Genomic DNA, 24,091 nt, shown 5'->3' with positions numbered 1-24,091 from the left:
CCCCTCACCCCGGGCGAGCGCCCCCCGTTCGACCCCGACGCGACGTAACCCGGCTCCGTCGCCGCTCCTCCGCGCCCCGCCGAACCGCACGGCTGAGCGGGCCCCGGCGTGTGCGCCGCTATTGTGCTGATTGTTCCCGCTGTGCCGTCGGTCACTTCCGGTCCCGTCCGGGCCCGAGTCGGTCGGCAGGGGCGCCGAGGTGCGCCACGATGGGAGCGCACCACGGCAGGCAAACGTCGTTGAGGAGGCCCCGGGGATGGACGCGACAAGTCAGGCGGTGGGAACGGCCACGGCCGGCGGACCCATGGTCGGCGGACAGGCCGGCCCGGCGGACCCGCTGGTGCCGTACCTGTCCGCGGACTTCCCCTGGTACGGCCTGGACGACGGCTGGTCCGGCCGCCGCTTCCTGCTGCCGAGCGGCTTCGGCGGCCCGCGCTCCGGCGCCCACGGCACCGTCGACTACGGCAGCCTGGGCCACGGCGAGGAGCCGGCCCGCCAGTACGAGCCGCGCGACATGCGCAAGTTCGCGGTGGCCGTCACCGTCGCCCGCCGGGACAGCCGGCGCAGCGCCGACAACACCGGCATCCTGGAAGCCACCTCCGCCGCCTCCGCGGCCTGGCTGGCCGGCTCCGGCCTGCTCGCCGCGACCTGGCCGGGCCAGCTGGACCGCGCGCTGCGCCAGGACTGGCTGGACCAGCAGTCCGCCCTCGCCTGGGACCTCGCCGACGACCTGGACGGCCCCGGCTGGTCCACCCTCAGCCTCCCGGTGAACGGCCTGCCGCAGCCCTTCCGCTACCGCGAGTCCGAGTACGGCTGGGTCCTGGCCGGCGAGGCCCCCGGCGTCCTGCTGGGTGCCTACGGCCGCGGCATCAGCGCCTACGGCGCCGGCTTCGCCACCGTCCCCGACCTCACCGCCTACACCCGCCCGTAGGCCGGCCCACCCGCACACACGACAGGGGCCCGCCGGTCCGAACCGGCGGGCCCCTGTCGTCGTCGCGTGTCGTCGCGTCAGAACTTGTTCTTCGGGGTGAGGCCGAGGGAGAGGCCGGAGAGGCCGCGCTGGCGGCCGCCGAGCTTGCCGGCGACGGCGCGGAGGGCGGTGGCGGCGGGGGAGTCGGGGGCGGCCAGGACGACCGGGCGGCCGTCGTCGCCGCCCTCGCGCAGGCGGACGTCGATCGGGATCGAGCCGAGCACGGGGACGGTGGCGCCGACGGTGCGGGTGAGCGCGTCGGCGACGGTCTGGCCGCCGCCGGTGCCGAAGACGTCGATCATCTCGTCGCAGTGCGGGCAGGGCATGCCGGACATGTTCTCGATCACGCCGACGATCTTCTGGTGGGTCTGCACCGCGATGGTGCCGGCCCGCTCGGCGACCTCGGCGGCGGCCATCTGCGGGGTGGTGACGATCAGGATCTCCGCGTTGGGGACCAGCTGGGCCACCGAGATGGCGATGTCACCGGTGCCGGGCGGCAGGTCCAGCAGCAGGACGTCGAGGTCGCCCCAGTAGACGTCGGCCAGGAACTGCTGCAGCGCGCGGTGCAGCATCGGGCCGCGCCAGACCACCGGGGCGTTGCCCGGGGTGAACATGCCGATCGAGATGACCTTCACGCCGTTCGCCTGCGGCGGCATGATCATGTCCTGGACCTGGGTGGGCCGGCCCTCGACGCCCAGCATGCGGGGCACGCTGTGGCCGTAGATGTCGGCGTCCACCACGGCGACCTTCAGGCCGTCGGCGGCCATCGCGGCCGCGAGGTTGACGGTCACCGAGGACTTGCCGACGCCGCCCTTGCCGGAGGCGACGGCGTAGACGCGGGTCAGGGTGCCGGGCTTGGCGAACGGGATCTCGCGCTCGGGGGCGCCGCCGCGCAGCAGCTGGGAGAGCTCCTTGCGCTGCTCGTCGCTCATCACGTCGAGCTCGACCTCGACCTCGGTCACGCCGGGGATCCGGCCGACGGCCTCGCGGACCCGGGTGACGATGGTGTCGCGCATCGGACAGCCGGAGACGGTCAGATAGACCGCGACCCGTACGGCGCCGCCCTCGCCGATCCCGACCGATTTCACCATGCCGATCTCGGTGATCGGGCGGTTGATCTCCGGGTCGTTGACGGTCGACAGCGCCTGGCGTACGGACTCTTCCGTGACGCCGGCCGCGACCTCTGTCTCGTTGGCCATGACTTGATGGTACGGCGCCGCGAGGGGGCCTCGTCCGGTCGGTGGCGGTGCCGCCGGTCACAGCGTCTCGGAGGTCTCCCGGCGCTCGTCGATCTCCTTGAGCAGCGACTGCAGTTCGGTGCGCACGCTGCCCAGCTCGGAGGCGATGAAGGCCCGGGTGGCGACCTCGCCGAGGCCCTGGCGCAGGGCGGCGACCTCGCGGGTGAGGTACTCCGTGTCGGCGATGGTGCGGTCGCTGCGGGCCCGGTCCTGCTCCATGTTGACGCGGTCCCGGTTGTCCTGGCGGTTCTGCGCGAGCAGGATCAGCGGCGCCGCGTAGGAGGCCTGGAGGGAGAGCATCAGGGTGAGGAAGATGAAGGGGTAGTCGTCGAACCGGACCACGTCGGGCAGCAGGGTGTTCCAGACGACCCAGAGGATGATCACCACGGTCATCCAGACGATGAACCGTCCGGTGCCGAGGAAGCGGGCGATCCGCTCGGAGAGCTTGCCGAAGGCCTCCGGGTCGTAGGACGGCAGGTTGATCAGGCCGCTGCGGCCGGTGCGCGGCTGGTCCAGCCGGGTGCGGGCGGACGACCCCACGAGGGTGGGCTCGGTTCGGCGGTCCCTGGCGCCCTCGCGGGCGCGCAGCTCGCGCAGCCGGCGCAGTTCCCGCAGCTCGCCCTGGAGCCGCTGGCGCGGGGTCTCCTCGCGCCGGCCCTTGCGGTCAGCGTCCACCGGTCGCCTCCCTCTCGTCCCGTCGGTAGGTGTGCTCCCCGTCCGGACCGCCGTGCAGCGCGGCCTCCCGCCAGTCCTCCGGCAGCAGGTGGTCGAGCACGTCGTCCACGGTGACGGCGCCGACCAGGTGGTCCGCCTCGTCGACGACCGGCGCGGCGACCATGTTGTACGTCGCCAGGTAGCTGGTGATCAGCGGCAGCGGGGTGTCCGGCGGCAGCGGGTCGAGGTCGTCGTCGACCAGCGAGCCGACCAGGGTGTACGGGGGCTCGCGCAGCAGTCGCTGGAAGTGCACGATGCCCAGGTACTTGCCGGTGGGGGTCTCGTTCGGCGGGCGGCAGACGAAGACCTGCGCGGCCAGCGCCGGCTTGTGGTCGGAGACCCGGACCCGGGCCAGTGCCTCGGCGACGGTGGAGTCCGGCTCCAGCACGATCGGCTCGGTGGTCATCAGGCCGCCGGCGGTGTTCTCCTCGTAGCTCAGCAGGCGGCGGACCGGCTCGGCCTCGTCCGGCTCCATCAGCTGGAGCAGGCGCTCGGCCTCGTCGCCGGGCAGTTCGGAGAGCAGGTCGGCGGCGTCGTCCGGGTCCATCGCCTCCAGGACGTCGGCGGCCCGCTCGTCCTTCAGCTTGCCGATGATCTCGACCTGGTCGTCCTCGGGCAGCTCCTCCAGGACGTCGGCGAGCCGTTCGTCGTCGAGCGCGGCGGCGACCTCGGCGCGGCGCTTGGCGGAGAGGTGGTGCATCACGCTGGCGAGGTCCACGGCGCGCAGCTGGTCGAAGGTGGCGAGCAGATTGGCGGCGCCCTGGTCCTCCTCGGGCAGGGTGAAGCCGGTGACGTCCTGCCAGTCCAGGGTGACGGTCTCGCCGCGGGCCTTGCGCAGCCGGCCGACCCGGCCGACCTGGACGAAGACCTTGCCGATCTCCCATTCGCGCAGCCGGGTCTGGGTCATCGCGACGTCCAGGACGGTGACCTCCTGGCCGGTCTTGGTCCAGGTGACGGTGCGGTCGAGCAGTTCGGCGAGGACGAGGGTCTCGGCGGGGCGCTGCTCGAAGCGGCGCATGTTGATCACGCCGGTGGTGATGACCTGGCCGGACTCCAGGCTGGTCACCCGCGTCATCGGCAGGAAGATCCGGCGCCGGCCGACCACCTCGACCAGCAGGCCGAGCACCCGGGGCAGGCGGCCGCCGATCCGCAGGGTGACCACGACGTCCCGGACCCGGCCGACCTGGTCGCCGTTCGGGTCGAAGACGGCGATGCCGGACAGGTGCGAGATGAAGACGCGGCTGCCTGGTCCTGCCATGGACTCCGGACTCCCTCGCCTCGCTCGACGCGTCTTGTTCGACGCCGGGCCGGGCGCGGCCACGCCCCGTGGCCCAGGCTACTCGGGCATCTCCGCCCGGGCTCGGTGAAAACGGGCGAATCGGGCGACCGGGGGACACGGCCCGACGGGGAGGGGTCGGACGGGGCCGGGGCCGAGGTGCGGCGGGGGCCGGGGGTGGCGGCGGGTCAGCCCTTGCGGCGCTTCAGCAGCAGCTTCGGCAGTCCGGCGGGGATCGGCTGCCGGGTGGTGGCCGGGGTGGGCATCGGCGCCGCCGCGTGCGCGTCCTCCGGCATCGCCCCGGGCCGTTCGGTGAGCTCGGAGCCCGCCGTTCCGGCCGGCTCCAGCCGCAGCACCCGGCACTCGCGGGCCCAGCGGTCGGCGATGGCGTCGGTGTCCGGCGCGTTCAGCCGCTTGCCCTTCAGCTCCTCGACGGCGCCCTGCCAGGCCTCGCTCCGCGGGGCCAGTTCGACCACCCGGGCCGGCCAGCCGGTCAGCCGGCCGCCCTTGTCCTTGCTGCGGACGGTGACGGTCGCGCCCGCCCCGCCGGTGAGCCCGTGCAGCGGCTGCTCGGCGCCGTCGCCGACCACCACCACCGCGCCGTCGTGCCAGGCGTGCCAGAGCGCCCGCCCGTGCTCCTGGCCGTCCGCCCGGACCCAGAGCAGGCCGGACTTCTTCGCGGCCTCCTCCAGCAGGGCCCGGTCGAGGAAGTCGTCGGCGGTCGCGGCTGCGGCAGGCGTACGGTCCATGGCGCACAGCGTACGGCCTGCGTCAGGGGGGTGATGTCTCGCGGTTCGGGCGACAGTTCCATAGGTGCCGCACGGGCCTTACGGTAGGAGCCGCCCGTACCGCCGACCGGATCCAGAGGAGCGCCGTGCCCGCCGCCCGGCCCGAGAGCGACGCCGCCGCCGTCCCCGCCGCCGTCCCCACCGCCATCGCCGCCGTCCCTGTCACCGCGACCACCGCGCACCCGCTCCCCAGGACCGACCTGCTGCTGCTGGCCGTCTCCGTCGGCGCGATCTCGCTCTCCGCCCCGCTGATCAGCGCCACCGCCGCACCCGCCCTGGCCATCGCCTTCTGGCGCAACCTCATGTCGGTCGGCGTGCTCGGCCCCTACGCGCTGCTGCGCCACCGGGCCGAACTGCGCGCCGTCCCCCGGCGCGCGCTGCTGCTGGCCGTGGCGGCCGGCGTGCTGCTCGCCGTCCACTTCGGACTCTGGATGCCCAGCCTGCGGATGACCTCGGTGGCCTCCGCGACCGCGCTGGTCACCACCACCCCGCTGTGGACGATCGTGCTGATGCGGCTGCTCGGGGTGCGGGCGCCCCGGATGGTGTGGCTCGGCACGGTGACCGCCTTCGCCGGCGTCCTGGTGCTCACCGGCGTCGACCTCTCGCTCTCGCCGCGGGCCCTGGCCGGTGACGCGCTCGCGCTCGGCGCGGGTCTCGCCGCAGCCGGCTACATGCTGCTCGGGGCCGAGGTCCGGCGGACCGTCAGCACCACCGCGTACACCCTGGTCTGCTACGCCACCACGGCGGTCGTGCTGCTCGCGGTCTGCCTGGTCGCCGGGACGCCGCTGTCCGGCTGGCCCGCCGGGGCGTGGTGGCAGATCGTGCTGCTGATGGTCACCGCCCAGTTGCTCGGCCACTCGCTCAGCAACCGGGTGCTGCGCACCCTCGGCCCCTCGGTGACCTCCACCGCGATCCTGCTGGAGACCCCGGGGGCCGCGCTGATCGCCGCGCTCTGGCTGGGCCAGTGGCCGCCGGCCGCCGCCTATCCGGCGGTGGTGCTGATCCTGCTCGGCCTGGTCGTGGTCGCCCGCGCCGACCGGAGGTAGTCCGCGCCGACCGGAGGTGGCCCGCGTCGACCGGACGCGGCCCGCGCGGGCCGGCGGGTTGTGGCCGCAGGCCCGGCCCCCGGCTACAGCCAGCCGTTGCGGCGGAAGCCCCGGTACATGCCGATGCAGATCAGCACCACGCTGCCGAGCACCATCGGGTAGCCGTAGCGGTGGTGCAGTTCGGGCATGTAGTCGAAGTTCATCCCGTACACGCCGGTGATCATGGTGGGCACCGCGAAGATCGCCGCCCAGGCGGTGATCTTGCGCATGTCCTCGTTCTGCGCCACCGAGACCTGCGCCAGATTGGCCTGGAGCAGCGAGTTCAGCAGCTCGTCGAAGCCGTGCACCTGCTCGGTGACCCGGGCCAGGTGGTCCGCGACGTCCCGGAAGTACTTCTGGATCTCCGGATCGACCAGCCGCTGCAGCGGCTCCGACAGCTGCTGCATCGGCCGCAGCAGCGGCGCCACGGCCCGCTTGAACTCCAGCACCTCGCGCTTGAGCTGGTAGACCCGCCCGACGTCCGCGCCCCGGCCGCCCCGGTTGGAGAACACCTCGAACTCGATCTCGTCCACGTCGGTCTGCAGCTGGTCCGCGACCAGCATGTAGTTGTCCACCACGTGGTCGGCGATCGCGTGCAGCACCGCCGACGGGCCCTTGGCCAGCAGCCCGGTGCCGTCCGCGTCGGCCTCCAGCCGGTGCCGCAGCTCCTTGAGCGAGCTGTGCCCGCCGTGCCGCACGGTGATCACGAAGTCCCGCCCGGCGAACACCATCAGCTCGCCGGTCTCGACCACCTCGCTGGTCGGGGTCAGCTGGTCGTGGTCGACGTACCGGATCGTCTTGAAGACGGCGAACAGCACGTCGTCGTACCGCTCGACCTTCGGCCGCTGGTGCGCGTGCACCGCGTCCTCGACCGCCAGCGGGTGCAGCCCGAAGCGCTGGGCGATGCCCTCGAACTCCGCCTCGGTCGGCTCGTGCAGTCCGATCCAGCTGAACGAGCCCTCGCCCTCGGGCAGTTGCTTCGAGGCCTTGACCAGCCGGGCCGCCTCGCGCGGGCTGCAGGTCTCGCCGTGCCGCCGACCGTGCTGGTAGACGGCGCAGTCCACCACAGCCGACGGGGTCTCACCCGGGTGGATGGAGTCGAACAGGCCCGCCGCGGTGCGGCGGCGGTTGGTGCGGACGGCTGCGCGCAGGCTGTTGATCATCGACATGGCAGGCTCCCTGGGGCAGGAACCGCCGCACGACGGCGTGGTGACGAACGGCCGCGGTGCGACGGCGGAGGAACACCGATGGAATCCGGCGCCTGCGGTCGCTCCCGGGCCTTGCTGGGGCACACGGAACGGAACGACCGGACGTCGGTGGGGTGCTCTCCCGGCCGGACCGGAGGACCGCCGTGCCGTCCGCACGGGGCGGTCGGAACCAGGGTGCCGGTGGGGAAGCCGGTCGGCTGTCGCCGAGGCTCCCAAGGCCCGCTGTTTCAGTCCGCGTGGCGAGGGGTACGGGGAAGGCGTCCGGGCCGGGTAGAGCTGCCGGTACTGCATGGTCGGCTGGTATCCACCGCAACCACCTCCTTCGCGCCGCTGCCCCGGAGGAGGGAAAACTCCCCGGTGGCCAGTCGCTCACACTAACATCCGATCGGCCTCCGTCGCGCCCGCGTTCACGTAAAGGCCGTGCCAACGGCGCGGGGGGCGCGGGTTACGCTCACCGGCATGGCCCACGACTTCCCGCTCTTCGGCGACCCTTCCGGCGGCAGCGCGCACGGCCCCTCCCGGACGGCGGTCCTGGCCGCCGTCGAGGCCCGGCTGCTCACCACCTTCGGCGAGCCGGGCGGCCGCGCCGCCGTGACCTTCCTCGGCGCCGACCGGATCGAGGTGCTGCGCTTCGGCCCCGATGCCGAGGGCCTGGTCCGTTACGCCACGCTCGGCATGTCCGCCGCGCCGATGGCCGACCCGAGCGCCGCGGTCGCCGACCAGGTCCGCGGCCCGCGCGCGGAACTCGTCCTGACGATCCGGGGCGGGCGTGACGGCGTGCTCCGTCCGCTGGCCACCTTCGCGGCGACGCCGCAGGTGGAGGGCCTGGTGGTGGCCCCCGGCGGCTCGCTGGACCTCGGCGCCCCGCTGTGGGACGGCGCGCCGTTCACCTCCGTCCTGGCGGCCGAGCCCGGCGGGCTGGTCGAGGACCTGGAACTGGACGAGCCGGCCGACCCGGTCCACTTCCTGCCGCTGCTGCCGATGACCCCCAACGAGGCGGGCTGGAAGCGGGTGCACGGTGCGGCGGCCCTGCAGGAGCGCTGGCTCCTGCACGGGACCGATCTGCGCGACCCGGAGCGGCGGGGCGTCGCCCTGGACTGACGTCCGGGTACGGTGCCGGCGGCCGGCCTCGGGGCTCAGCCGCCGATCGGCTTGGCGCCGGTCGCCTGGTCCACGAGCGCCTCGTACACCTGGGGGTCGGTGGTGTGCTCGCCCAGCCGGACCGTCTTGCGGCTGCCGTGGTAGTCGCTGGAGCCGGTGGTGAGCAGCCCCAACTCGGCGGCGAGGCCGCGCAGGTGGGCCCGGGTCGGCTCGTCGTGGTCGATGTGGTCGACCTCCAGTGCGGCCAGACCGGCCGCCGCGAGGTCGGCGACGACCTGGTCGGAGACGGTCCGCCCGCGCTTCACCGCCCCCGGGTGGGCGAAGACCGGCACCCCGCCGGCCGCCCGGACCAGCCGGACCGCCGTCACCGGGTCGGTCTCGTGCTTGCGGACGTCCGCCCGCCCGCCGTTGGCCAGCCAGTCCGCGGTGAACGCGTCCGACACCGAGGCCACCACGCCCGCCTCGACCAGCGCGCTGGCGATGTGCGGACGGCCCACCGACCCTTCCCCGGCGATCCGCCGCACCTGCTCCCAGCTGATGTCCGCGCCCAGCTCGCGGCAGCGCTCGACGACCGCCCGCCCCCGGCGGAACCGGTCGGTGCGCACCAGCTCGCGCTCCGCCGCGAAGGCGGGCTCGGCCGGGTCGAAGAGGTAGGCCAGCAGGTGCATCGAGATGTCGCCGGCCACGCAGGAGAGTTCCGCGCCCGGGACGAGCGTCAGCCGGGTGCCGGCGGGCAGGGCGTGCACCGCGTCGGCCGCCTCGGTGTGGCCGGCCACCGTGTCGTGGTCGGTCAGCGCCACCACGTCCAGCCCGGCCCCGACGGCCGCCGCGACCAGTTCGGCCGGGGTGTCCGTGCCGTCGGAGGCATTGCTGTGGGCGTGGAGGTCGATGCGCACGGGCGGTGCTCCTCGGAGTCGGCGCGGCGCGGGCCGGCGCTGGGTGCCGGCGCGGCGGGCCGGCGGGTGCCGCCCAGGATAGTGCGGCGGCGGTGGCCCGACCGCCCGCCGCGGACGGGGCGTCAGCCGAGCAGGTGCGGGGACAGGGCGCCGCAGGGCAGCAGGTCGAGCTCCGCGCCGGCATCCCGCAGGTCCGTCAGGACCAGTTCGTCGTACATCACCAGTGCCGACTGCTCGGGCCAGGCGACGGCCCAGAGCCAGAGCCCGCGGGCCTCGCCGACGAACACCGCGCGGTCCGCCGGGGCGTCCGGCACGTGGAACATCGGGGTCGGCCGGCCGGCCGCCATCAGCTTGGCGTCGGCGGGCTTGTAGAGGGCCACCGACTCGCCCGGGTCGGGGCCGGGCAGTCCGGCGTACCGGGCACCGAGGCCCACGCCCAGCTCCTCGGCCACCAGCACGAGTTCGCCGAAGCCGCCCAGCGGGGCCGGTCCCGAGCAGGCGACGGCGGTGGCCCGGGCGCCCGAGACGTCGTCGCCGACGTGCGCGATGCCGGTGTAGAGCCAGCCCACCGGGAGCGGCCAGGGCAGCCAGACGGGGACCTGGGAACGGGCGACGGCGACGCCGAGTGCCTCGATGCTCGGGGGCAGTACCGGCTGCATCGGGTGCACGTCGCCGTGCCGGTCGCACTGCCAGGTGTCTGAGAACAGACCGGGAGCGCGGACCCGACCGGCGCACCTCGGGCAGCTTGGCTCGCCCCTCATAGCCGACAACGCTCCTCCCTCCGGGCCGCCGCGTCAAGGACGATCACCCGTACGGAGGGCGGACCGGCGGCACCTGTCGGTGGCGGGTGCCCGTCCGGCGCGGGGTGGGCGCGGTGCGGGCGGCTCCCGTTGGGAAATGTCCAGCGGGGGGCGGCGGCAAACGTCGGGGGTGTGCGCCGGGGCGCGCCCCGACGGAGTTCGAGCCGTGTTCGATCCGCGGCCGCGTCGAGGGGCAGGGCCGAGGGGCAGGGCCGACGGCAGGGCGGAGGGGGCCCGTACGCGCTGACGCCCCGTGCTCGCTGTGGCGATGACGGGGCGTCAGTCGGGTATCGGAACGTCCGGATCGGACGGGTCCGGCCCGGCGGCGGGGGAGTCCGGGGACTCCGCCGCGGCCGGCGCGGTCAGACGGCCGGGCACGGACGGATGAGCAGGCGTTCGCCGGTGCGGGCGGCGGCCTGGACGAGCTCGCGGACGGTCTCGGCGTCGGCGATCAGGCGGTCGGTGGCGATGCCGTGGGCGTCGTCCAGTCGGAGGATCTCGAAGCGCATGGGCGTCTCCTTTCCTGGCCCCGCGGCGCGGGGCGGTCGTGGCTGAGTGGGTATCAGCCCTTTCGGGGTCTGTCGGGTCGAGTCGTCGACCGGCTGCTGTCGCGGCAAAGAGGGCTCCCCCCTGATTGCCAAGGGCGCCGATGGCCCTCGTGAACCACACTGCGGTGGCGCTGCTACCGGGCCATTGCCCGTCCGTAACGTCCTGGTTTCGGATGGATCGCGTCGACCGCATGCCGACGTCACTGTCGACGATGTTTTCAGGACTGAATCAAATATTACCGCAACTAACGAATTTTGTCGCCCCCCTTGTACCAGGGGGCCGCAGCGGCCGGTGGGTCGGGGTCCCGCTCCGGGGTGGTGAGGGGTGCTGCGGGGCGGGAGGGGGCGGTCCGGGGCGGTAGCGGCGGCGGTCGGCGCCGGGCGGGTTCAGGCCCAGTGCGCCAGCAGCGCCTCGGCGGTGGCGGCCGGCTGCTCGGCGTTGGGGGAGTGCCCGGCGTCCGCGACGACCACCCGGCGGGCACCCAGCCGCTCCGCCATCGCGGTCTGCTCCGGGACGGGCCAGGCGTAGTCCTGGACGCCGGAGAGCACCAGGGCGGGCAGCCCGGCGGTGACCGCGGCGGCGAGCTCGGCCACCCGGTCCGGCGCGGCGACCAGGTGGCCGCCGGTGGTGATCAGCGCCTGCGGCACGTTCGCCAGCCAGCGGCGGTGCAGGAACGCTGCCACCTCGGGGGACGGCCGGCGGCGCGCCCGCTCCCCGTCGTTCTGCTCCATCTGCTGGATCACCTGCCAGATCTCCTCCAGGCCCATCGTGGGGAGCACGTCGATCAGCAGCCTGGTCCGCTCCGCCTCGGCCGGGTCGATCGGGCCGGGGCCGGTGGACATCAGCGTCAGCGAGGCCCACGGCAGCGGTGCGCCGCCGGGATTCGCCGCCGCCTCGGCCGCGGCGGCCAGGACGGCCTCGCGGACCACCTGGCCGCCGAAGGAATGGCCCAGCAGGTGCAGCGGGCCGGTGCCGCCCTCGGCCGCCAGGGCCCCGGTCAGGGCGCGGACGTCCGCGCCCAGGGCGTCCACCGCGTAGGCGGCCGGGTCGTCGTGCGGGCCGCCGGTCTCGTACTGGCCGCGCTGGTCGACCGCGGTCACCCGGTAGCCGGCCGCGGCGAGCGGCTCCAGCAGCGCGATGAAGTCCTCCTTGCTGCCGGTGAAGCCGGGCACCAGCAGGGCCGAGCCCCGCACCGCCCCGGCGGGCTCGGCCCGCAGCGCCGCGAACTGCCCGCGCGCCGTCACCACCCGCAGCGCACGGGCCGAGAGCGGGAGGGTGAGGAACGGCGGCGTGCTCATGGACGGACCTCCGGCGACCGGTGCGAACTCGTGGGTGACCCGAGCATAGGGGCGTCCGGTCGGACGTTCCCGGGCCTGCCGGGCCGCCGCCGGACGGCTCCCGGGCCGCGCGTGGAACGCCGAAGGGGCGGTCCGGAGGTCCGGACCGCCCCTTCGGGGAACGCGGATCAGCTCTCCGGGGTCGCCTCGGCGGCGGCCGGACGGCGGGCCCGGGTGCGGCGGCGCGGGGCCGGGGCCTCGCCGTCGGCGGCGCCCTCGGCGGGAGCCGCGACGGTGACCGCCTCGGCGGCGGCCTCGGCCGGAGCCGCGGCCTTGGCCCGCGAGCGGGTGCGGGTGCGCTTCGGCTTCTCCTCGGCGGCAGGGGCCTCGGCGGCCTCGGCGACGGCCGGAGCGGCGGTGGCCGGCTCGACCACGGCGGCCTCCGCGACGACGGCGGCGGCCTCGGTGGCCGTGCCCTCGCCGGACGCCGGACCGCGCGAGCGGCGGCGACGGCGGCGCGGGGCGGCGCCGTCCTCGCTGCCCTCGACGGCCGGGGCCTGCGGCGCCGCGGGCGCCGCCGTGGCGTCCACGGCCTCGTCGAGCAGGTCGCCCTCGACCGAGCTGCCCCGGCGGGTCCGCCGGCGCTCACGGGTCTTGCGGGAGGCCTTCTCCTCGGCCGCGGCCGGCTCGGCGGCCTCGGGGCGGCCGGAGCCGCTCCGCCCGGCGGGGCGGGCGCCCCGCCCGCCGGAGCGCGAACCGCGCCCGCCGGTCTCGCCGAGGTCCTCGACCTCCTCCGCGCCGAGCCCGGCCCGGGTCCGCTCCGAGCGGGGCAGGATGCCCTTGGTGCCCGGCGCGATCTTCAGCAGCTCGTACAGGTGCGGCGAGGTGGAGTAGGTCTCCTCCGGCTCGTTGAACGACAGCTCCAGCGCCTTGTTGATCAGCTGCCAGCGCGGGATGTCGTCCCAGTCGACCAGGGTGACCGCGGTGCCCGAGGCGCCGGCCCGGCCGGTGCGGCCGATCCGGTGCAGGTAGGTCTTCTCGTCCTCGGGGCACTGGTAGTTGATCACGTGCGTGACGCCCTCGACGTCGATGCCGCGGGCCGCGACGTCGGTGCAGACCAGCACGTCGACCTTGCCGTTGCGGAACGCCCGCAGCGCCTGCTCGCGGGCGCCCTGCCCGAGGTCGCCGTGCACGGCGCCGGCCGCGAAGCCGCGCTGGGTGAGCTGGTCGGCGACATCGGCGGCGGTCCGCTTGGTCCGGCAGAAGATCATCGCCAGCCCGCGGCCGTCGGCCTGGAGGATGCGCGAGACCGTCTCCACCTTGTCCAGCGAGTGCGCACGGAAGATGTGCTGCTCGGTGTTGGCGACGGTGGTGCCGGTGTCGTCCGGCGCGGCGGCCCGGATGTGGGTCGGCTGGCTCATGTAGCGGCGGGCGAGGCTGATGACCTGGCCCGGCATGGTCGCCGAGAACAGCAGGGTCTGCCGCTTCGCCGGCAGCATGGTGATGATCTTCTCGACGTCCGGCAGGAAGCCGAGGTCGAGCATCTCGTCGGCCTCGTCCAGGACCAGCGAGCGGACCTTGGAGAGGTCCATCTTCTTCTGGCCGGCCAGGTCGAGCAGACGGCCCGGGGTACCGACGACGATGTCGACGCCCTTGCGCAGCGCCTCGACCTGCGGCTCGTAGGCACGGCCGCCGTAGACGGCGAGGACGCGGACGTCGCGGACCTTGCCGGCGGTCTGCAGGTCGTTGGTGACCTGGGTGCACAGCTCGCGGGTCGGGACCACGATCAGGGCCTGCGGGGCCTCGGTGAGCTGCTCCTCGGTGGCGCGGCCGGCGTCGACGTCGGCGCGCACGACGACCCGCTCGATCAGCGGCAGGCCGAAGCCGAGCGTCTTGCCGGTGCCGGTCTTGGCCTGGCCGATGACGTCGTGGCCGGTCAGCGCGACCGGCAGGGTCATCTCCTGGATGGGGAAGGGGTGGACGATGCCGACGGACTCGAGGGCCTCGGCGGTCTCCGGGAGGATCCCCAGGTCCCGGAACGTCGTCTTCATGGGTTCAGCGGTGGTGGACAGGGTGCTGCCTCTTCCGTGTGGAGGGGCCGAGAGCGAGCGGCGGGCGGGCAGCCCGCGCGGCTGTGTACAGGCCTGGACGGCCTCGAATACAGCTGCGCGGACGCACAACCGCGCCGGTCCCTGCGGCCGGCCGGTGCGCGCGGCCCGGTGAAGGGGCGCGTCGCCGGCGGCGTCGGGGAGTAATCCCGTGAGGGACCTGCGCGGGACCTGCGCCGGCTGGCGCGGTCTCGGCGGCCCTCGCTCGGCCACTGATGCGGTGCCAAGGCCTGAAGTCCAAGCCCTGGTCGGAGCCGATCGGCTCTCCGACCGGGCATCCGCGTACGTTGAGTTCCCGGCTTCCGTACGACCCGTCCAGGGGGACGGCGGCGTTTCGGAGCGGGCTCGATCGGTACACCGAGACGGCGGTGACACCGTGCGAGCACGACGGGCCTCCGTACCACCATACAGTCACCCGACGACTCGAACACGTGACGCGGGCGACATCGCAGGTCGGAGAGGTGGGTGAGGTGCCCGGGGACGGACCGGGACTAAGGTGGCGGGTCATGGAGAACCGTGGTGAGACGCAGGACGACGTGGCGGCCGGCTCGATCGGCGACTGGGCGACCTGCTCGGCCGAACCGGCGTACCGGGCCGCCGTACTGGACCTGCTCGGCGCCCTCGCGTACGGCGAGCTGAGCGCCTTCGAGCGGCTCGCCGAGGACGCCAAGCTCGCGCCCGGCCTCGCGGACAAGGCGGAGCTGGCCCGGATGGCCTCCGCCGAGTTCCAGCACTACCAGCGGCTGCACGACCGGCTCGCCGAGATCGGGGCCGAGCCGGAGGAGGCGATGCGGCCGTTCGTCGAGCCGCTGGAGCTGTTCCACCGGATGACCGCGCCCTCGGACTGGCTGGAGGGCCTGGTCAAGGCGTACGTCGGCGATGCCATCGCGACCGACTTCTACCGCGAGGTGGCCGTCCGGCTGGACGACGACACCCGTGAGCTGGTGCTCGGCGTGATGTCCGACACCGGTCACGCGCAGTTCGCGGTCGACAAGGTCCGGCAGGCCATCGAGGCCGATCCGCGCTCCGGCGGCCGGCTCGCCCTGTGGGGCCGCCGGCTGATGGGCGAGGCGCTCAGCCAGGCCCAGCGGGTGGTCGCCGAGCGGGACGCGCTGTCCAACCTGCTGGTCGGCGGCGTCCAGGTGCAGGGCTTCGACCTGGTCGAGGTCGGCAAGATGTTCAACCGGATCACCGAGGCGCACACCCGGCGGATGGCCGCCCTGGGCCTGGCCTCCTGACCGCGGCTCCCGACCCCGGCCGCGCCGGGCGGCCCCGGGCGCTCAGGCGGGCCGGTGGCGCCGGTGCGCACCCGCGCGGTGCCCGCCCGTCCGCTGCCCGCCCGTCCGGTGCCCGCCCGTCCGGTGCTGGCGGTGCCGGTGCGCCGGGGCCCGTCCGGCGGCGAGGTCCGGCCGGGCCAGCACCGAGGTGAGCAGGGCCGAGGCCACCGCCGAGACCGCGATGCTCGCCGCCGGGTACCGGCCATCCATGGTGAAGTGCGCGATCACCCCGGTGAGCAGCGCCGACCCGAGGGCGGTGCCCAGGGTCAGCGCCCGGCCGGCCGGGAAGTACGCGGGCAGCGACAGCAGTGCGGCGGCGCCGACGATCAGGCCGACGAGGGCGAAGGCGACGGTCTCGACCAGCAAGGATGCCTCCCCGGGGTACCGGTGCGCGGCGCGCGGTCGGCCGCACTGTCGCCGTACCCCGGGCCTCCCGCCCGTACACCCCGTCCGCACCGCCCGCCCCGGGAACGACGGTGCCCCGCCCCCTCGACCGAGGGAGCGGGGCACCGGGCGAGGCCCGTCGGGCTCAGAGCGTGCCGAAGCCGACCTTGCGCACGGCCGGCTCGCCGATCTCCACGTACGCCAGGCGGTCCGCCGGGACGATGACGCGACGCCCGTGCTCGTCGGCCAGGGTGAAGAGCTTCTCGGTGCCCTCCAGCGCCTTGGCGATCGCGTTCTGGATCTCCTCGGCAGTCTGCGAGCTCTCGATCACGATCTCGCGCGGCGCGTTCTGCACGCCGATCTTGACCTCCACGGCTTCCGTCCCTCCGGGGTTGCAGCCATCCACGCGCGGCACCGGACCGCCTGGGACAAGCGTTCACGTCTACCGCGCCGTACGGCTTCACCATAGAGCACCGGATCGGTGCCCAGACGAAGGTCAGTGGATCACCGGTCGGCGGAGGGCCCGTCCGCGGACTCCGCGTGCGGGTGCATCGGGAAGCCCTTGAGCCCGCGCCAGGCCAGGCTGGCGACCAGCCGGACCGCCTCGTCGCGCGGGATCTCCAGACCCTGCGACAGCCAGTACCGGGCGGTGATCTGGGCCAGGCCGCAGACGCCCGCGGCGAGCAGCTTGGACTCCGCCTCCGGCAGGTCGGTGTCCTCCTGGATCACCGTGCTGACCAGCGTCGCACTGGCCTCGGCGGCCCGCTCGACGCGCTCGCGCACGGCCGGCTCGTTGGTCAGGTCCGACTCGAAGACCAGCCGGAACGCGCCGGACTCGCTGGAGACGTAGTTGAAGTACGCCTCCATCGTCGCCGCCACCCGGAGCTTGTTGTCGGTGGTGGTCTCCAGCGCCTCGCGGGTCGACTCGACCAGGGCGTCGCAGTGCTTGTCCAGCAGCGCCAGGTAGAGCTCCAGCTTCCCGGGGAAGTGCTGGTAGAGGACCGGCTTGCTCACCCCGGCACGATCGGCGATGTCGTCCATGGCGGCCGCGTGGTAACCCTGCGCGACGAACACCTCCTGGGCGGCACCGAGCAGTTGTTCACGGCGGGCGCTTCGCGGCAGGCGGGCACCGCGCGGGCGCTCCTGCGCCTCCTGGATGGCCGTCACGGCGCTCCTCACTTCACGGGTCGTACGGGGTCGGCAAGATGGCCGATTCTACTTTCGGGTAACCGCGTTCGCGCTTGCCGGGCGCGAGAAAAGCGGCCGTCCCCCTTGTCAGGAGCCCACAATACGGCGCGCACCACGGCCGTCGGCAGTGCTGTGGACCGGTGAATGGGGAGACCTTCCGGCCCCGGGCCGCCGGGGGGCAGCGGCGGCACCGGCTCACTACCATCGTCCACCATGAGCGGTGCTGAGCAGCAGATACTCCCGGATCCCGTCTCCCCGGAGCCCTTCCGCACCGTCGAGGTGCCCGGCGCGGTCCTGGCCGTGCACCGGCCCGCGACCGGCCCCGGCGCCGTTCCGACCGCTCCCGCGCCGGCCGGCGGACGGGCGCCGGCGCTGTTCGTGCACGGGCTCGGGGGCTCCGCCGCCAACTGGAACGCGCTGATGGCGCGGCTCGGCGGGGACCTGGACGGCGAGGCCGTGGACCTCCCCGGCTTCGGCGAATCCGCCCCGCCCGCCGACGGCGACCTCGGCCTCTCCGGCCATGTCCGGGCCGTCGTCGGCTACCTGGAGGCATCCGGCCGGGGGCCGGTCCACCTCTTCGGCAACTCGCTCGGCGGAGCGGTCTCGGTCCGGCTCGCGGCCCTCCGACCCGACCTGGTCCGCAGCCTGACCCTGGTCTCGCCCGCCCTGCCAGAACTGCCCCCGCAGCGCTCCGCCTGGCCGACCGCGCTGCTCGCCGTCCCCGGCTTCCCCGCGCTGCTGCGCCGGCGCCCGGCCGGTGCGCGCGAACCCGAGCGGGCCGCCGACGGGCTGCTCCGGCTCGTCTACGGCGACCCGGACAGCCTGAGCCCGGCCGAACGGGCCGAGGCGGTGGCCCAGTACCGGCGGCGGACCGAGCTGCCCTGGGCGACGGGAGCCCTGGTGGGCTCGGCGCGCGGGATCGTCTCCGCCTACACCGAGCGCGGCGACCAGGCGCTGTGGCGGCAGGCCGCCCGGGTGACCGCACCCGTGCTGCTGGTGTACGGGCTGCGGGACAAGCTCGTCTCCTACCGCTCCGCCCGCCGGGCCTGCGCGGCCTTCGCGGACTCCCGGCTGCTGGTGCTGCCGGACTCCGGGCACGTCGCGATGATGGAGCACCCCGACGCGGTCGCCAGGGCGGTGAAGGAGCTGCTGGGCCGGGCCTGACGTCCACCCCCCGTCGTGGTGGGGCGGGGGTTACCCCGTGAGGGGCCGCCGTTAACGCCATGATCGGGAAGAGGTCACTCCGGTTCACTCGTTCAGGTGGCAACCAGGCATGTGACCGATGGATTGCCCCGGGCCGGTCCTACCTTTCTGCTGTCGGACCGAACAGGTGTGGGGGAGCCGCGGCCGCCGGAGAACCCGGAGGGCGGCCGCGCGAGGGACGCCGACGGCCGGTGGCGGCCGACGGCGGCCACCGGTCCGGGCCGCCGTGTCTGCGGCGGACCACCTCCTCCGCCCCGGGCCGCCCCCACGTCGTACGCGCCGCACGCGTCGCCGTGGGGCGGCCGGGCGCCGACCGGCCCGTACGGCCGGCACCGCCCGCTCGGCCCGGCCATCCGTCGATCCCGTTCTGTCCTGGAGGTCTCCCGTGCGCGTAGCACTGCTCACCGAGGGTGTGCGCCCGCGCTCCCCGCGTGGCGCCGGCGGCTGGTGCGACCGGCTGGTGGACGGCCTGCGCGAGCACGACTTCGCCTGGTACGTCCTCGCCGGGACGGCCGGGACGGCCGGGACGGTTGGGACGGCCGGAACGGACGGGGCTGCCGGGACTGCCGGGACGGCCGGAACGGACGGGGGAGCCGCCGGGGCCGGCCCGGAGGACGCGGCCCGGCCCGCGATCCACGAACTCGCCCTCTGGGGGCGCCGCCCGGCGGGCCGGGCGCCCGGCGCCCTGCGCGGCCGTCAGTACGCCGCCGCCTACGACCGGCTGGTCCGGGCCCTGCTCCGCCCCGGCGAGCGGTCCGGCTTCGGCCCCGGCCTCTACCGGCTCGCCGAACTCGCCCGCGCCGACGGCGGGCTGCCCGCCTTCCTGGTCTCCGACCGGGCCCGGCGCGTCCTGGAGCGGGTCTGGCGCTCGCCCGGCGCCGACACCTCCGCCGGACAGCCGCTGGTCTGCGACGTCCTGGTCGCCGCCGACCTGCTCGAACAGTGCCTGCGGCCGCTCTCCGCCCCCTGGTACGGCACCGCGCCCGGCGGCCTCGGCGCCGCCGACCTCTGCCACGTCGGCGGCGGCGGCCCGGCCGCGCTGCCCGCGCTGGTCGCCAAGCAGCTGCACGGGGTGCCGTTCGTGGTCACCGAGCACGGACTGCACCTGCGCGAGCAGTACCTCGGCTACCGCGAGGCCCCCTACCGCTGGCCGGTCCGGGCCCTGCTGCTCGCCTTCTTCCGGGCGCTCACCGAGGAGACCTACCGGCAGGCCGCGATACTGACCCCGGGCAGCGCCCACGACCAGCAGTGGCAGCGCCGCTGCGGGGCCGATCCGGCGCGCACCCGGGTCGTGTACGAGGGCACCCCGGCCGTGGAGCGGCCCGCGGCCGGCCCCGAACCGGCCGCCCCCACCCTGGTCTGGGCCGGCGCCCTGGAGCCGGGCCGCGACCCCGAACTCGCGCTGCACGCCTTCGCCCGGGTCCGTGCCGAACTGCCCGCCGCGCGCCTGGTCGTGCACGGGGAGGAGGCCGTCCCCGGCTACCGGGCGCACTGCGCGGCCGTCGCCGAACGGCTCGGGGTGGCCGACGCGGTCGAGTTCGCCGGGCGGCCCCGTTCGGCCGCCGACGCCTGGGCGGACGGCACCGTCGTGGTCTTCTCCGCCCTCTCCCAGCGCCGCCCCCGCCTGCTGGCCGACGCGATGCTGAGCGGCCGCGCGGTGGTCAGCACCGATGTCGGGGTGGCCCGCGAGGTGGTCGGCCCGACCGGGCTGCTGGTGCCGCCGCGCGACCCGCAGGCGTTGGCCGGAGCCTGTCTCGCCCTGCTGCGCGACGGCGAGCGCAGGGCCCGGCTCGGGCGGGCCGGCCGCCTGCGGGCGCAGGAACGCTTCGCCGTCGAGCCGGTGACCGGTGCCTTCCGGGAGATCTACCTGGAGCTGGTCTCGCAGTGGCCGGCCTTCCCGGCCGCCGCGCCCGACGCCGGTGCCGGCCCGCGGCCCCGGCCGTTCGCCCGCCCCGCCGAGTACTGGATCACCGACCGCCGTCACACCGCGCCGGGGGAGGCCGTTCCGGCGGCCGCCGTCCCCGTGACGGCGGACCCGGGGACGGCCGAAGGCACCGGCACCGGCACTGAAGGCACCGGCACCGACGGCACCGACGACGGCGGCACCGCCGACCGGGCGGACGGGGCCGGCGCCGTGGTGGCGCTGTCGCGGGGGCGGATGCCGGCGGCCGGCGAGGCGCCGGACCGGGCCGGGTCGTTCGCGGAGGCGGTCTGATGGCGGGCGGCGGGGGAGCGGCGGCCGTCGGGCTCGCGGACGGGTCCGGTGACCCGGTCCGGGAGGTGATGGCCGAGCACCGGGTGCTCTGCGAACGGGCCGTGGACCCGCTGGAGATCGCCGCCGGGCTGGCGGAGGCCGGGCTGGGACCGGCCGCCGCCGCCCGGTGCCGGCATGCCGACCTGTTCTCGCTCGCCGAGGAGCTGTACGCCCGGGTGCCGCGCCGGCCGCCCTCGGCGGAGCCGGCCGAGCCCGCCGGGGGCCGGCAGCGGCGGCGCGGGGCGGCGCTGCGGACGGCGGGGCTGGCCGTGCTCCCGTGCGCGGCGGCGGCCGCGCTCGGCGGGAGCCGACCCGTCCTGCTGGTGGCGGCCGTTCCGCTGGCCCTGGTCCCGGCCGCCGCCGGGACGGCCGGAGCGGGCGGTGCGGCCGCCGTGCCGTGGGTCGGGCCGGGGCCCGGGGAGGGGCCGGAGGCGGAGCTGGGCCCGGCCGGACCGGAGCACGGGCGGACGGGCCCGCCCGCCGGGACCCGCCGCTGGTGGGATCCGGCCGCGCGGGGGGCCGGGCTGGCCGCCCTGCTGCTGGTGCCGCTGGCCGTGGCGGCCGACGGGCCGGAGGAACGGCGGGTGACGGCCGCGCTGGTGCTGGCGGCGGCGCTGTCCACCGGGTCCGCGGAGTGGGCGGCCCGGTGGTACCGGCAGGTCGGCCGGGGGCACCTGGGGGCGGCGGCGACGCTGGCCGAGTTCAGGTCCCGGATGCGGCCGGTGCTCCCGGTGGCGCTGGCGCTGCACCTGGCGGTGCTGGCCGTGCTGAGTTTCGCGGCGCTGGCCGTGCTGACCGCGCTCGCGCCGCGCCCGGGCCCGGCGCACGGCGGCGGGCTGCTGCACCTGGCGGCCGAGCGCGCCGAGCCCGCGCAGTGGGCGGCACAGGGCGTGCTCGGCCTGCTGCTGGTGCTGCCCGTGCTGCTGGCACGCTGCGGCCGTCCCGCGGCGGCCGCGCTGGGCGCGCTGGCCGGAGCGGCGGGCACGGCGGCGCCGCCCGCGCCGTCCGCCGGGCTGCTCGGCGGTGGCGCGGTGGCCCTGGCCCTGCTGCTGTACGCGTGGCCGGTGCTGGGCCGCCCCGATGCGCACCGCTGACCGCCGTCCGGGCCCGGACGGCCCCCGGCGGTCGTCGGACAACCCCTGGAACTCCCGCTTTCCCGTTGTTCACTCGGACCCGCCAGACCGTGCCCGGTCTGGCTTCGTGGAAGGACGCCCCCCGATGAGGGTGCTGCTGCTGGGCGCCGACGGCTTCATCGGCCGTCGGGTCACCGATCGCCTGCTCGTGGATCCGGAACTGCAGGTGACCGTACTCGGCCGGCGTGACTCCGCCGACATCCGTTTCGACCTGACCACCGGCAGTCCCGGGGCGCTGGCCCGGTTCCTGGACGCGGTCGCGCCGCAGGTGGTGATCAACTGCGCGGGTGCCACCTACGGCAGTTCGCGCACGCTGATCCGGGCCAACACGCTCGCCGTGGCGACCGTTTGCGAGGGGATCCGGCGCAGCCGGGAACCGGCCCGGCTGGTGCACGTCGGTTCGGCGGCCGAGTACGGGCCGGTGCCGGGCGGGGTGCCGGTGTCGGAGAGCGCCGAGCCCCGGCCGGTGGGCCCGTACGGGGTGTCGAAGCTGGCCGGGACGGAGCTGGTGCTGGCCTCGGGGCTGGACGCCGCGGTGCTGCGGGTGTTCGACGTGGTCGGCCCGGGGGCGCCGACCGCCTCGCTGTTCGGGCGGCTGGCGGAGGGGCTGCGGCGGGCGCTGGAGCGCGAGGAGTCCCAGGTGCGGATGCCGGACCTGTCCGGATACCGGGATTTCGTGGATGTCAGGGACGTCGCGCGGGCGATCCAGGCGGCCGCGGTCTCGGCCGCGACCGGGGTGATCAACATTGGCAGCGGGCACGCCGTCCGGGCCCGGGAGGCGGCCCAGCTGCTGGTCCGGGCGTCCGGCTTCGAGGGGTCGGTGGTCGAGGAGAACCGGCAGGTCGTCCTGCCCGCGCAGGCCGGCGGGCCGGTCGAGCACCTGCCGGGGCACGTGCCCGCGCACCACCTGCCCGGCCACCGGCCGGCGGAGCCCCGCCCGGGCGAGGGGCGGGCGCCGTCGGGGGAGCCGGTGCCGTGGCGGCAGGCCGATGTGCGGACCGCCCGGGACCGTCTCGGCTGGCGGACACAGGTGCCGCTGGAGGAGTCGCTGGGGGACGTCTGGCTGGAGACGGCCTGCCGGGTCTGAGTCCGGGGGCGCCGCCGCGGTCCGGGCCGGTCCGGGCGGCGGCGGCACCGGGAACCCGTTGCTTCCGGGCCCCGGAGCGGTCCGCGGCGACCGTTCCGGGGCCCGGTGCGTGGTCCCACCATCCGGTGCGGCCCGTCTCGTCCTTCGGACGGGCTGTCTCGGAATACCGGGGCGGCGTGACACTGTTGGCCTAGCAGAGCCACCGCGGTGGCGGAGCAACAAGCCCCAAGAGGTTGGCCCCGGCCACCCGAACCGACGAGCAACGGAGAACCCGTGTCGCTGCCACCCCTGGTCGAGCCGGCCGACGAGCTCACCGTCGACGAGGTCCGCAGGTACTCCCGCCACCTGATCATCCCCGACGTGGGCATGGCCGGGCAGAAGCGGCTGAAGAACGCCAAGGTGCTGTGTGTCGGCGCCGGCGGTCTGGGCTCGCCCGCGCTGATGTACCTGGCCGCGGCCGGCGTCGGGACGCTGGGGATCGTCGAGTTCGACGTCGTCGACGAGTCGAACCTGCAGCGGCAGATCATCCACGGCCAGTCGGACATCGGCCGCTCGAAGGGCGAGTCGGCGCGGGACTCGGTCAAGGAGATCAACCCCTACGTCGAGGTGATCCTGCACGACGAGCGCCTCGACAACTCCAATGTCATGGAGATCTTCTCCGGCTACGACCTGATCGTGGACGGCACCGACAACTTCGCCACCCGCTACCTGGTGAACGACGCCGCGGTGCTGCTCGGCAAGCCGTACGTGTGGGGCTCGATCTACCGCTTCGACGGCCAGGCGAGCGTGTTCTGGGCCGAGCACGGCCCCTGCTACCGCTGCCTCTACCCGGAGGCGCCGCCGCCGGGCATGGTCCCGTCCTGCGCCGAGGGCGGCGTGCTGGGCGTGCTGTGCGCGTCGATCGGCTCGATCCAGGTCACCGAGGCGATCAAGCTGCTGGCCGGGGTCGGCGACCCGCTGGTCGGCCGGCTGATGATCTACGACGCCCTGGAGATGAACTACCGCCAGGTGAAGGTCCGCAAGGACCCGAACTGCGCGCTCTGCGGCGAGAACCCGACCGTCACCGAGCTCATCGACTACGAGGCCTTCTGCGGCGTCGTGTCGGAGGAGGCGCAGGCCGCGGCCGCCGGTTCGACGGTCACCTCGAAGCAGCTCAAGCAGTGGCAGGACGACCAGGAGGACATCTTCCTGATCGACGTCCGCGAGCCCGGCGAGTACGAGATCGTCAGCATCCCCGGCGCGGTGCTGATCCCGAAGAACGAGTTCCTGATGGGCAACGCGCTGGAGCAGCTGCCGCAGGACAAGAAGATCGTGCTGCACTGCAAGTCGGGCGTCCGCTCGGCCGAGGTGCTGGCCGTGGTGAAGTCGGCGGGCTTCTCCAACGCCGTCCACCTGGGCGGCGGCGTGCTCGGCTGGGTGAACCAGATCGAGCCGCACAAGCCGGTCTACTGACCGCACCGCGCAGCAACCGACCACCGCGAAGGGCCCGCTCCGGCGGGCCCTTTCCGCGTCCGGAGCCCTGTCCGGAGCCCTGTCCGGTGCCCCGCCGGAAGGG

At 75.1% G+C, this 24,091-nt stretch carries 22 protein-coding genes; 9 read left to right on the top strand and 13 right to left on the bottom strand.

Annotation, left to right across the window (positions count from 1 at the left end; genetic code table 11):
• Nucleotides 1-256: 256 nt before the first annotated feature.
• A complete protein-coding gene (locus ADK60_RS40605) occupies nucleotides 257-931 on the top strand; it encodes a hypothetical protein (RefSeq protein WP_053652041.1) in 675 nt (224 codons plus the stop codon).
• 77 nt (nucleotides 932-1,008) lie between these two features.
• On the opposite strand, the gene ADK60_RS40600 is transcribed toward ADK60_RS40605, so the two are convergent.
• The 4 genes from ADK60_RS40600 to ADK60_RS40585 all read right to left on the bottom strand — a co-directional run bounded on the left by ADK60_RS40600 (nucleotide 1,009) and on the right by ADK60_RS40585 (nucleotide 4,947).
• Entirely contained in the window at nucleotides 1,009-2,169 is a 1,161-nt protein-coding gene (locus ADK60_RS40600; RefSeq protein WP_045939041.1) for an Mrp/NBP35 family ATP-binding protein, read from the bottom strand.
• Nucleotides 2,170-2,226: 57 nt separating this feature from the next.
• The gene (locus tag ADK60_RS40595; RefSeq protein WP_045939053.1) at nucleotides 2,227-2,796 is read right to left on the bottom strand and encodes a DUF1003 domain-containing protein; all 570 of its coding nucleotides are present in this window, start codon (nucleotides 2,794-2,796) and stop codon (nucleotides 2,227-2,229) included.
• 76 nt (nucleotides 2,797-2,872) lie between these two features.
• On the bottom strand, nucleotides 2,873-4,180 hold the full coding sequence (locus ADK60_RS40590) for a magnesium transporter MgtE N-terminal domain-containing protein (protein ID WP_045939042.1): 1,308 nt from the start codon (nucleotides 4,178-4,180) through the stop codon (nucleotides 2,873-2,875).
• 206 nt (nucleotides 4,181-4,386) lie between these two features.
• On the bottom strand, nucleotides 4,387-4,947 hold the full coding sequence (locus ADK60_RS40585) for a hypothetical protein (RefSeq protein ID WP_053652039.1): 561 nt from the start codon (nucleotides 4,945-4,947) through the stop codon (nucleotides 4,387-4,389).
• 125 nt (nucleotides 4,948-5,072) lie between these two features.
• Here ADK60_RS40585 and ADK60_RS40580 point away from each other — a divergent pair, with 125 nt between their 5' ends.
• Nucleotides 5,073-6,032 (top strand): DMT family transporter, encoded by a 960-nt coding sequence (locus ADK60_RS40580; protein WP_502687482.1) that lies wholly within the window; start codon nucleotides 5,073-5,075, stop codon nucleotides 6,030-6,032.
• 83 nt (nucleotides 6,033-6,115) lie between these two features.
• On the opposite strand, the gene corA is transcribed toward ADK60_RS40580, so the two are convergent.
• On the bottom strand, nucleotides 6,116-7,240 hold the full coding sequence (gene corA, locus ADK60_RS40575; RefSeq protein WP_053652037.1) for a magnesium/cobalt transporter CorA: 1,125 nt from the start codon (nucleotides 7,238-7,240) through the stop codon (nucleotides 6,116-6,118).
• 498 nt (nucleotides 7,241-7,738) lie between these two features.
• Between corA and ADK60_RS40570 the strand changes: the two genes are divergently transcribed.
• On the top strand, nucleotides 7,739-8,380 hold the full coding sequence (locus ADK60_RS40570) for a suppressor of fused domain protein (protein ID WP_079009109.1): 642 nt from the start codon (nucleotides 7,739-7,741) through the stop codon (nucleotides 8,378-8,380).
• Between the two features lie 35 nt (nucleotides 8,381-8,415).
• On the opposite strand, the gene ADK60_RS40565 is transcribed toward ADK60_RS40570, so the two are convergent.
• From ADK60_RS40565 to ADK60_RS40550, 5 genes are all read right to left on the bottom strand, one after another.
• A complete protein-coding gene (locus ADK60_RS40565) occupies nucleotides 8,416-9,276 on the bottom strand; it encodes a PHP domain-containing protein (protein WP_053652034.1) in 861 nt (286 codons plus the stop codon).
• A 122-nt stretch (nucleotides 9,277-9,398) separates the two neighbouring features.
• Complete coding sequence (locus ADK60_RS40560) at nucleotides 9,399-10,037, bottom strand: DUF6758 family protein (protein WP_063772438.1); 639 nt, start codon at nucleotides 10,035-10,037, stop codon at nucleotides 9,399-9,401.
• Between the two features lie 401 nt (nucleotides 10,038-10,438).
• A complete protein-coding gene (locus ADK60_RS46020) occupies nucleotides 10,439-10,585 on the bottom strand; it encodes a DUF8834 family protein (protein ID WP_199839869.1) in 147 nt (48 codons plus the stop codon).
• Nucleotides 10,586-11,011: 426 nt separating this feature from the next.
• Nucleotides 11,012-11,923 carry an alpha/beta fold hydrolase gene (locus ADK60_RS40555; RefSeq protein ID WP_053652032.1) on the bottom strand — a complete coding sequence of 304 codons (912 nt, stop codon included), beginning with the start codon at nucleotides 11,921-11,923 and terminating at the stop codon, nucleotides 11,012-11,014.
• Nucleotides 11,924-12,090: 167 nt separating this feature from the next.
• On the bottom strand, nucleotides 12,091-13,953 hold the full coding sequence (locus tag ADK60_RS40550) for a DEAD/DEAH box helicase (protein WP_234371491.1): 1,863 nt from the start codon (nucleotides 13,951-13,953) through the stop codon (nucleotides 12,091-12,093).
• Between the two features lie 563 nt (nucleotides 13,954-14,516).
• Between ADK60_RS40550 and ADK60_RS40545 the strand changes: the two genes are divergently transcribed.
• Complete coding sequence (locus ADK60_RS40545) at nucleotides 14,517-15,248, top strand: ferritin-like fold-containing protein (protein WP_045939062.1); 732 nt, start codon at nucleotides 14,517-14,519, stop codon at nucleotides 15,246-15,248.
• Between the two features lie 42 nt (nucleotides 15,249-15,290).
• Here ADK60_RS40545 and ADK60_RS40540 read toward each other — a convergent pair whose 3' ends face one another.
• The 3 genes from ADK60_RS40540 to ADK60_RS40530 form a co-directional block, all read right to left on the bottom strand.
• Nucleotides 15,291-15,653, bottom strand: a complete 363-nt coding sequence (locus tag ADK60_RS40540) for a hypothetical protein (protein WP_053652030.1) — start codon at nucleotides 15,651-15,653, stop codon at nucleotides 15,291-15,293.
• A 163-nt stretch (nucleotides 15,654-15,816) separates the two neighbouring features.
• A complete protein-coding gene (locus ADK60_RS40535; RefSeq protein WP_030392940.1) occupies nucleotides 15,817-16,044 on the bottom strand; it encodes a DUF3107 domain-containing protein in 228 nt (75 codons plus the stop codon).
• Nucleotides 16,045-16,175: 131 nt separating this feature from the next.
• Entirely contained in the window at nucleotides 16,176-16,838 is a 663-nt protein-coding gene (locus ADK60_RS40530; protein WP_045939064.1) for a TetR/AcrR family transcriptional regulator, read from the bottom strand.
• Nucleotides 16,839-17,072: 234 nt separating this feature from the next.
• On the opposite strand from ADK60_RS40530, the gene ADK60_RS40525 reads away from it, so the two are divergent.
• The 5 genes from ADK60_RS40525 to moeZ all read left to right on the top strand — a co-directional run bounded on the left by ADK60_RS40525 (nucleotide 17,073) and on the right by moeZ (nucleotide 23,988).
• Nucleotides 17,073-18,023 (top strand): alpha/beta fold hydrolase, encoded by a 951-nt coding sequence (locus ADK60_RS40525; protein WP_053652028.1) that lies wholly within the window; start codon nucleotides 17,073-17,075, stop codon nucleotides 18,021-18,023.
• 424 nt (nucleotides 18,024-18,447) lie between these two features.
• The gene (locus ADK60_RS40520) at nucleotides 18,448-20,277 is read left to right on the top strand and encodes a DUF3492 domain-containing protein (protein ID WP_053652026.1); all 1,830 of its coding nucleotides are present in this window, start codon (nucleotides 18,448-18,450) and stop codon (nucleotides 20,275-20,277) included.
• Complete coding sequence (locus ADK60_RS40515) at nucleotides 20,277-21,410, top strand: hypothetical protein (protein WP_053652024.1); 1,134 nt, start codon at nucleotides 20,277-20,279, stop codon at nucleotides 21,408-21,410. Before ADK60_RS40520 ends, ADK60_RS40515 begins: the two co-directional genes overlap by 1 nt.
• 124 nt (nucleotides 21,411-21,534) lie before the next feature.
• A complete protein-coding gene (locus ADK60_RS40510) occupies nucleotides 21,535-22,536 on the top strand; it encodes an NAD-dependent epimerase/dehydratase family protein (RefSeq protein ID WP_045939069.1) in 1,002 nt (333 codons plus the stop codon).
• Nucleotides 22,537-22,809: 273 nt separating this feature from the next.
• Nucleotides 22,810-23,988, top strand: coding sequence for an adenylyltransferase/sulfurtransferase MoeZ (gene moeZ / locus ADK60_RS40505; protein WP_045939070.1), 1,179 nt, complete (start codon nucleotides 22,810-22,812; stop codon nucleotides 23,986-23,988).
• Nucleotides 23,989-24,091: the final 103 nt, after the last annotated feature.

Source organism: Streptomyces sp. XY431 (genome assembly GCF_001279805.1).
Classification (GTDB): domain Bacteria; phylum Actinomycetota; class Actinomycetes; order Streptomycetales; family Streptomycetaceae; genus Kitasatospora; species Kitasatospora purpeofusca.
This window is presented reverse-complemented; position numbering and strand designations above follow the sequence as displayed.